Raw genomic sequence first — 7,906 nt, forward strand, 5'->3', positions numbered from 1 at the left:
GTCTTTTTTATTAATGCAGAGAGCAAACATACGTGCAAACTATTGATATTGGAATTTTGCTTTCCACAGAAGGTACCTACAGCCACCTGGCGAACAGCACACTGCTTGGTGCGCGCCATGCCTTAGAGGAAATCAATGCCGATCCTGCTTATCCTTTTCAGCTGCGGGCCCGACATATCAACCCTGCGGGTGAACTCGCAGCCTACAGTGAAGCGGTGAGCACCTTTATCGCTCACGGCATCCGCCATATCTTCGGAACCATTACCTCTGCCAGTCGGAAGGAGATTATCCCGGACCTGGAGCAGCATAACCTGCTGCTGTGGTATGGCTGTCCTTACGAGGGGTTCGAGAGCTGCGAGCAGGTCGTATATCTGGGCGGTTGTCCGAACCAGACTCTGCTGCCACTCCTGCGGCTGGCGCTGGATATGTTCGGAAATCGCTCCTGGCTGATCGGCTCTAACTACGTCTGGGGCTGGGAAAGCAATCGTATCGCCCGTGAGGTAGTGGAAGGTTCCGGCGGTACGGTGGTGGGCGAAAAATATCTGCACCTGAGAAACAGCAACGTGACCGAGTTGATTGAGGCGATTCTCAGCACAGAGGTAGATTTTGTACTCAATAACCTGGTAGGCGAAACCTCTTATGCGTTTCTGCGCGCACTGGACGAGGCCTGTCTTCGCGATCGGCGGACGTTAGCGGTGCTCAGCTGTAATTTTACCGAAGCCGAAGTCGCCGAAGTCGCGCCACTAAGGGCGGTACGTTTGCTTTCCTGCGGACCGTTTTTTGAGAGCGTCGATCTCGATTTTTGCGCGCGGCAGCACCTGCAACATGGCGCACAGCGCATCTCCCACTACTACATCGGCGGCTGGCGGGCAGTAAGGCTGTTTGCCAATAGCCTGCGCGAGGCCGGAAACAGCGAGCCGGGTGCGGTGCTGGCGGCACTGCATCGTCAGCACGACGTTGATTCTCCGGGCGCTCGCTCAGTAATGGCTCGAAACAACCACGCCTGTTTGCCCTGCTACATCGCTGAGTTGCAACAAACTTGCTTTCAGATACTGCATCGCGAACCGCTGCCGGTTATGCCCGATCCCTATCTCTCCGCGACCGAGCTACGTGAAAGCCGAACGGTTGCAGCCAGACCTGCTCTGAGGATTGTTAAATGAAAACGCTGCTGTCCCCGGATTTAGATGCTCAGCCGCTCCTGCTGGTAGACTGTGAAGCAAGGAGTCGCGAAGCGCTGGAAAAAAACCTGACGCGGATGGGTATCCGCTGGCATCACCTGACCGGAGATGAGGCTTTACCTCCTCTCACCCCCTGTGCAGTACTGGTGGAACTGGAGGCATTCGCCAGCCCGCTAACCCTGAGCCAGATCAATCTGGCGGGAATACCGGTGATCGCGCTGACCTCACATGAGGGACTTTACCAGGTACAGCGCGCGCTGGAGTTAGGGGCAACAGCGCTCCTTACCAAGCCTATTACACAGCGAGCCATCTATACCACCCTGATGATGGCAGTGGGGCTGCGTCAGCAGTTGCATGACATTCAACAGCAACAGATGCTACTGCGCCAGCGTCTGGCAGCAATGCCGCAGATTACCCAAGCTCTGGCGGCCCAGATGCAAGCGGAAAGTATTGATGAACAACAGGCATGGGTTCGCCTGCGCTCGGAATCAATGTGTACGAACCAGTCGGTGGCACAGGTGGCGCAGAAGTGGCTGCTACGAATGTCGTCCGGCAAGCGGGGAGCACAATGAATAGAGTCGGATATTTTCTGCGCCGGCCAGCCCTGCTGCTCTCGCTGCTGTTTATTCTCCTGGTGGTGATGAGCGCGCTGTTTGCCCCCTGGCTCACCCCCTTCGATCCCGATGAACAGTTTGTCGAGGGACTGAGCCTGGAAGGCGCACCGCTTTCTCCCAACAGCACTTACTGGCTGGGAACCGATCTGCTGGGACGCGATCTCTTCTCGCGTTTAATTTACGGAGCTCGTACTTCGTTACTCATCGGTGTTGTCGCCAACGGCACTGCAGTACTGATCGGCGTCCTGGTAGGGCTTAGCGCAGGTTATCTGCAGGGGCGTATCGGAGGGCTGCTGATGCGCTTTACCGATCTGATGATGGCGTTTCCCGCACTGCTGCTGGCGATTGCCCTGGCGGCGATTTTCCAGCCAAGTGTCTGGATCGTGTCCCTGGTGATCGCCATGGTGAACTGGGTGCAGATCGCCAGGGTTACCTACGCCGAAACTAGCGCGCTTAGCGCCCGCGACTTTATCGCCGTGGAACGCACCCTGGGGGCCGGAACGTTGCGTATTCTCGGCGTGCATTTAATTCCACATCTGGCGCCAACGGTGCTGGTCTGGGCCACACTAGGCATCTCCACCACAGTCCTGCTGGAAGCTACTCTATCGTTCCTCGGGGTGGGGGTACAGCCGCCAACGCCGAGTTGGGGCAACATCATCTTTGAAAGCCAGAGCTATTTTACTTCGGCTCCCTGGCTGGTGTTCTTTCCCGGCGCGGCGATTGTGCTGCTGTCGCTCTCTTTCAATATCGCTGGTGACGCCCTGCGCGACGCCCTCGATCCCGGCTTAAAAGGACGAAACTAATGCTATTTCTGGGAAAACGTCTGTTGCATGCCGGGCTGATCCTGCTTGGCGTTACGTTGATCTGCTATTTGCTGCTGTTTATGTTGCCCGCCGATCCAGCGCGCCAAATCGCCGGGCGCAGTGCCACGCCGGAAGTAGTCGAAAACATCCGCCATCAGTTGGGGTTGGATCTGCCGTTTTATCAGCAATATTGGCGTTATCTGCAGGGGCTGCTGCACGGCGATCTGGGACGCTCGTTTATTCAGCGCAGCGAAGTGAGTGAACTGGTTTCCGCCCGTATTGGGCCGTCACTGCAGCTGATGGCGGCGGGTATTCTCTGCGAGTTGGTACTGGGGATCGCACTCGGCACCCTGGCGGCGTTAAAACGCGGCGGGCTGGCGGACCGGCTTCTGATGGCGCTCTCCTTTATCGGTGTTTCGGCGCCGCAGTTCATCGCCGCGATGCTTTTTCTCTATCTTTTCGCCGTGGTACTCAACTGGTTCCCGATGGGAGGCTATGGCGGCTTCAGCCATCTGGCGCTACCGGCGCTAACCCTCGGCCTGCTCGGCAGCGGCTGGTATTCACGCATGTTGCGCTCGTCGATGATTGAGGTGCTGCATCAGGATTTTATCCGTACCGCGCGGGCCAAAGGGCTGGGCCGAACCCGCGTACTGCTGCGTCACGTGCTGCCGAATGCCGTGCTGCCGCTAATTCCGATGATAGGCATTGATATCGGCATTTTTATGGGCGGACTGGTGGTAGTCGAATCGGTCTTTGGCTGGCCGGGTATCGGTCAGCTGGCCTGGCAGGCGATTCAACAGGTGGATATCCCGGTGATTGTCGGGGTAACCACCGTGTCAGCGGTTGCCATTGTTGGCGGCAACCTTATTGCGGATCTGGTGCTGCCGTGGGTCGATCCGCGCATTGATGTCAAAAAGTAGCAGGGGAAGATGATGAAAAATGCGTTATTGACAATGGCGGTGGCCGCGGCCTGTTTCTCTTATGGCGCGCAGGCTGACGAGAAGACTGGCGGCGATATCGTGGTGACCTACCAGAACGACGTGGCGACCCTCGATCCGGCCATTGGCTATGACTGGCAAAACTGGTCGATGATCAAAAGCCTGTTCGACGGCCTGATGGACTATCGTCCCGGCACCACCGAGTTGGTGAACGACCTGGCGGAGAGCTACGCCATTTCCGAGGACGGCAAGGTCTACACCTTTGTGCTACGCAAAGGGGTGAAATTCCACAACGGCCGCGAGGTCACGGCGGCGGACGTGAAATATTCTCTGGAACGCACAGTCAACCCGAAAACCCAAAGTCCGGGCGCCGGGTTCTTCAGTCCCATCGCGGGCTATGACGAGGAGGCCAGCGGTAAAAGCACGACCCTGAGCGGTATCGAGGTCGTCGACGATCATACGGTAAAAATCACTCTGAAAGAGCCCAACGCCACCTTCCTGCATGTGCTGGCGCTGAACTTTGCCTCGGTGGTTCCCCGTGAGGAGGTGGAGAAATGGGGTGCCGACTTCGGCAAGCATCCGGTCGGCAGCGGCGCGTTTGAGCTCCAGGAGTGGAAGCTGGGCCAGGAGCTGATCTTCCGCAAAAACCCGAACTACTTTAAAGCCGGCGTGCCGCGGCTGGATCACATAAAGTTCGAAATGGGACAGGATCCCTCGGTCGCTCTGCTGCGGCTGGAAAAAGGCGAAGTGGATATTGCCGGCGACGGCGTACCGCCCGCACAGTTTCTGTCGTTTAAAAACAACCCGGCCTATAAGGGCCTGATGGTCACCGGCGACCAGTTGCAGACCGGCTACGTGACGATGAAAACCACGCTGCCGCCTTTCGATAATCTCAAAGTCCGCCAGGCGGTGAACATGGCGGTCAACAAAGATCGCATCGTGCGCATCATTAATGGACGCGCGGCGCCGGCCAACCAGCCACTGCCACCCGCCATGCCCGGTTATGACAAGGCATATCAGGGTTTCAGCTACGACCCGGCAAAAGCGAAGCAACTGCTCAGCGAAGCGGGTTTCCCCAACGGTTTTGCTACCGAACTGTACGTGATGAATACCGATCCGCAGCCGCGTATCGCTCAGTCTATCCAGCAGGATCTGGCCAAAGTGGGCATCCACGCCAGCATCAAATCCCTGGCGCAGGCGAATGTGATTGCGGCGGGCGGCTCCGCCAGCCAAGCGCCGATGGTCTGGTCCGGCGGCATGGCGTGGATCGCCGATTTCCCGGATCCCTCCAACTTCTATGGCCCGATCCTCGGCTGCGCCGGGGCGGTAGAGGGCGGCTGGAACTGGGCGCGCTACTGCAACAAAGCGCTGGACGCGCAGGCGGCCGCGGCGGACAGCATGGTGAAACCCGACCAGCAGGACGCGCGCATTGAAGCCTGGCGCAAAATCTTCATCACTGCAATGGATGACGCGCCCTGGGTGCCGGTATTCAACGAGAAGCGCTACACCGTACATTCCGCACGCATGGGGGGCGAGGACGCGCTGTATGTCGATCCAGTGCATGTACCAGTCAACTACGACTATATCGGACTGAAATAATTTGATGGCGCCGGGACGGCGCCGCTGCTTTAAGGAGAGTCAGGATGTGCCAAAATTGTCTGGTGAAGACCATTCATCATGCTCAACATCATTTCGGCTGGGATAACAGCCTGAGCCCGGTCCTGCACGTAGCTTCCGGCAGCCAACTGGAGTTTCACTGCCTGGATGCGGCTAACGGCTGGTTCAACGCCGGTTCTACCGCAGCGGATATCCCAACGCTGCCGTTTGATAAGCTCAACCCGGTCAGTGGCCCGGTCTATGTGGAAGGCGCTCAGCCGGGCGATGCGCTAAAGGTGACGCTGGAATCCTTTCGTCCCAGCGGCTTTGGCTGGACTGCGAATATCCCGGGCTTCGGCCTGCTGGCCGATCAGTTTTCTGATCCGGCGCTGACGCTGTGGCAATATGACCGCCAGGGCTTAACCCCCTGCGCCTTTGGCCGATATGGCCGCGTACCGCTGAAACCCTTCGCCGGTACCCTCGGCGTCGCTCCCGCCGCCGCGGGCCATCATTCGGTGGTGCCGCCGCGCCGCGTGGGCGGCAATCTGGATATTCGCGATCTGGCCGCTGGCTGCACATTATGGCTACCGGTGGAAGTAGAAGGCGCGTTGTTTTCTATTGGTGACACCCACGCCGCGCAGGGCGATGGTGAAGTCTGCGGCACGGCGATTGAAAGCGCGATGGACGTGGTGGTGAAGCTGGAAGTGGTTAAAGATATGCCGCTGAAAACGCCGCGTTTCGCCACCCCTGGCCCAGTGACCCAACATCTGGATCGGCACGGCTACAGCGCCTTCACCGGCATTGGCCCTGACCTGATGACCGCCGCCCGCGACGCGGTAAGCTATACCATCGATGCGCTGTGCCGCGAACAAGGGATGTCGGCGGAAGAGGCCTATATGCTCTGCTCCGTGTGCGGCGATCTGCGCATCAGCGAAATCGTCGATCGGCCTAACTGGGTGGTGTCGTTCTATTTTCCCAACAGCGTGTTTAATTAGGAGCGTTATGTCAGCAGTCCTATTTCCGGCGCCGCTGCTCTCGGTCGAGCGCCTGTCGATCCAGTTTGGTACACAGCGGGTGGTGGATGACGTCAGCTTTGCGCTCTGGCCGGGAAAAACTCTGTGCATTGCCGGCGAGTCGGGCAGCGGTAAATCGCTGACTTCGCTGGCGATCATGGGTTTGCTTCCGGAGGAGGCACAGATTCCAGGCGGCGCGATTATTTTTGATAACCAGGATTTGCTCAGCCTGCCGGAGCGGCAAATGCAGTTGCTGCGCGGCAAGTCGGTTGCCATGATTTTTCAGGAACCGATGACCTCGCTCAATCCGCTGATGACGGTGGGCCAGCAGCTGGAAGAGACGCTGCAACGCCACGAAGTGCTGGGCCGCCGTGAACGGCGCAGCCGGGTCAGCACGATGCTGGACGCGGTCAAAATCAGTCATGTGGAGAAGCGCCTGCAACAGTATCCGCACGAGCTTTCCGGCGGTATGCGCCAGCGGGTGATGATCGCCATGGCAATGCTGTGCCAGCCACAGGTGCTGATTGCCGATGAGCCGACCACGGCCCTCGACGTCACTATTCAGGCGCAGATCCTCGAGTTGATGCGCGAACTGCAGCAGGCGTTTTCCACCAGCCTGCTGTTGATCACCCACGATATGGGAGTGGTGGCAGAAATGGCCGATGATGTGCTGGTCATGAGTCACGGCAAAATCATGGAGCAGGCTCCGGCAAAAACGCTGTTTACCTCGCCGCAGGCGGCTTATACCCGCCAGCTGTTGCAGGCGGTACCGGTGCTGGGCCAGGCGCCCGCGCTGGCGCCGGTCGAGGCGACGCGACCGTTGCTCAGCGTCCGCGACCTCAGCGTGCGCTTTCCGGTGCGCGGCGACGGCCTGCGCGTGCGTCGCGAAGTCCATGCCGTCGATGGCGTCAGCTTCGATCTTTTCCCCGGCGAGACGTTGGGCATCGTCGGTGAAAGCGGCTGCGGTAAATCGACGACGGCAAAAGCGCTGATGAATATGGTGCCATTTAGCGGCAGCGCGCAGCTTAACGGACAGGAGCTGCACGGCCTGAAGGACGAGGCGTTAAGAGCGGTACGCCGCGATTTGCAGATGGTGTTTCAGGATCCCTGGGCGGCGCTCAATCCGCGCAAAACTATTTTCGACCTGGTTGGGGAGCCGCTGCTGATTCATGAGCAGATGCCCGCAGTACAGCGCACGGAGCGGGTGGCGCAGCTATTGCAGCAGGTCGGCCTGCCAGCGGAAGCGATGCGGCGTTATCCGCACCAGTTTTCCGGCGGCCAGCGCCAGCGCATTTGCATTGCCCGCGCGCTGGCGCTGAACCCGAAAGTGATCATCGCCGATGAATCGGTTTCCGCGCTGGATGTTTCAGTACAGGCGCAGGTGCTGACGCTGCTGGAAGATTTGCGTCAGCGCTATCGGCTCAGCTATCTGTTTATTTCCCATGATATGGCGGTGGTGGAGCGCATCTGCCACCGGGTAGCGGTGATGTTTGGCGGCCAGCTCGTGGAGATCGGCCCACGAGATCGAGTGTTGCACCATCCGCAGCATCCTTATACTCAGCACTTGCTCAGCGCCGTTCCTATACCTGACGTTCAGCAAAGACGGCAACCCCGAGCCACCAGCGCAATGCCGATAAGACCAGAACCGATCAAACCCATCGGCTATCAGAGAGTACCGCAGCGCTTTACCGATTTTGGCGACGGGCACCTCGTCGCATGCTGAACAAAAAAGCATTCAAACCGGCGGATTTCCGCCGGGGGGGC

The 7,906-nt window shown here is 58.9% G+C and carries 7 protein-coding genes; all 7 read left to right on the forward strand.

Features of this window, described 5'->3' with window-relative positions; all coding sequences use genetic code 11:
* Window positions 1-32 precede the first annotated feature (32 nt).
* The 7 genes from HMPREF9538_RS13490 to HMPREF9538_RS13460 are packed head-to-tail and all read left to right on the forward strand — an operon-like array spanning window position 33 to window position 7,865.
* A complete protein-coding gene (locus tag HMPREF9538_RS13490; protein ID WP_004118840.1) occupies window positions 33-1,160 on the forward strand; it encodes a transporter substrate-binding protein in 1,128 nt (375 codons plus the stop codon).
* Window positions 1,157-1,750 (forward strand): ANTAR domain-containing response regulator, encoded by a 594-nt coding sequence (locus HMPREF9538_RS13485; protein ID WP_004118229.1) that lies wholly within the window; start codon window positions 1,157-1,159, stop codon window positions 1,748-1,750. Before HMPREF9538_RS13490 ends, HMPREF9538_RS13485 begins: the two co-directional genes overlap by 4 nt.
* Window positions 1,747-2,595, forward strand: coding sequence for an ABC transporter permease (locus HMPREF9538_RS13480; protein WP_004152279.1), 849 nt, complete (start codon window positions 1,747-1,749; stop codon window positions 2,593-2,595). Before HMPREF9538_RS13485 ends, HMPREF9538_RS13480 begins: the two co-directional genes overlap by 4 nt.
* Window positions 2,595-3,515, forward strand: coding sequence for an ABC transporter permease (locus HMPREF9538_RS13475; protein WP_004118227.1), 921 nt, complete (start codon window positions 2,595-2,597; stop codon window positions 3,513-3,515). Before HMPREF9538_RS13480 ends, HMPREF9538_RS13475 begins: the two co-directional genes overlap by 1 nt.
* A gap of 12 nt (window positions 3,516-3,527) precedes the next feature.
* The gene (locus HMPREF9538_RS13470) at window positions 3,528-5,132 is read left to right on the forward strand and encodes an ABC transporter substrate-binding protein (RefSeq protein ID WP_004152278.1); all 1,605 of its coding nucleotides are present in this window, start codon (window positions 3,528-3,530) and stop codon (window positions 5,130-5,132) included.
* Window positions 5,133-5,176: 44 nt separating this feature from the next.
* Complete coding sequence (locus HMPREF9538_RS13465; RefSeq protein WP_004118225.1) at window positions 5,177-6,124, forward strand: acetamidase/formamidase family protein; 948 nt, start codon at window positions 5,177-5,179, stop codon at window positions 6,122-6,124.
* Window positions 6,125-6,131: 7 nt separating this feature from the next.
* Complete coding sequence (locus HMPREF9538_RS13460) at window positions 6,132-7,865, forward strand: ABC transporter ATP-binding protein (protein ID WP_004118832.1); 1,734 nt, start codon at window positions 6,132-6,134, stop codon at window positions 7,863-7,865.
* Window positions 7,866-7,906 lie beyond the last annotated feature (41 nt).

It is taken from the genome of Klebsiella sp. MS 92-3, assembly GCF_000195655.1.
Classification (GTDB): Bacteria; Pseudomonadota; Gammaproteobacteria; order Enterobacterales; family Enterobacteriaceae; genus Klebsiella; species Klebsiella pneumoniae.

Excerpts from the sequence above, each read along its gene's own strand:
- HMPREF9538_RS13485 (WP_004118229.1), top strand. The coding sequence starts at position 1,157 with ATGAAAACGCTGCTGTCCCCGGATTTAGATGCTCAGCCGCTCCTGCTG.
- HMPREF9538_RS13480 (WP_004152279.1), top strand. The coding sequence starts at position 1,747 with ATGAATAGAGTCGGATATTTTCTGCGCCGGCCAGCCCTGCTGCTCTCG.
- HMPREF9538_RS13475 (WP_004118227.1), top strand. The coding sequence starts at position 2,595 with ATGCTATTTCTGGGAAAACGTCTGTTGCATGCCGGGCTGATCCTGCTT.
- HMPREF9538_RS13470 (WP_004152278.1), top strand. The coding sequence starts at position 3,528 with ATGAAAAATGCGTTATTGACAATGGCGGTGGCCGCGGCCTGTTTCTCT.
- HMPREF9538_RS13465 (WP_004118225.1), top strand. The coding sequence starts at position 5,177 with ATGTGCCAAAATTGTCTGGTGAAGACCATTCATCATGCTCAACATCAT.
- HMPREF9538_RS13460 (WP_004118832.1), top strand. The coding sequence starts at position 6,132 with ATGTCAGCAGTCCTATTTCCGGCGCCGCTGCTCTCGGTCGAGCGCCTG.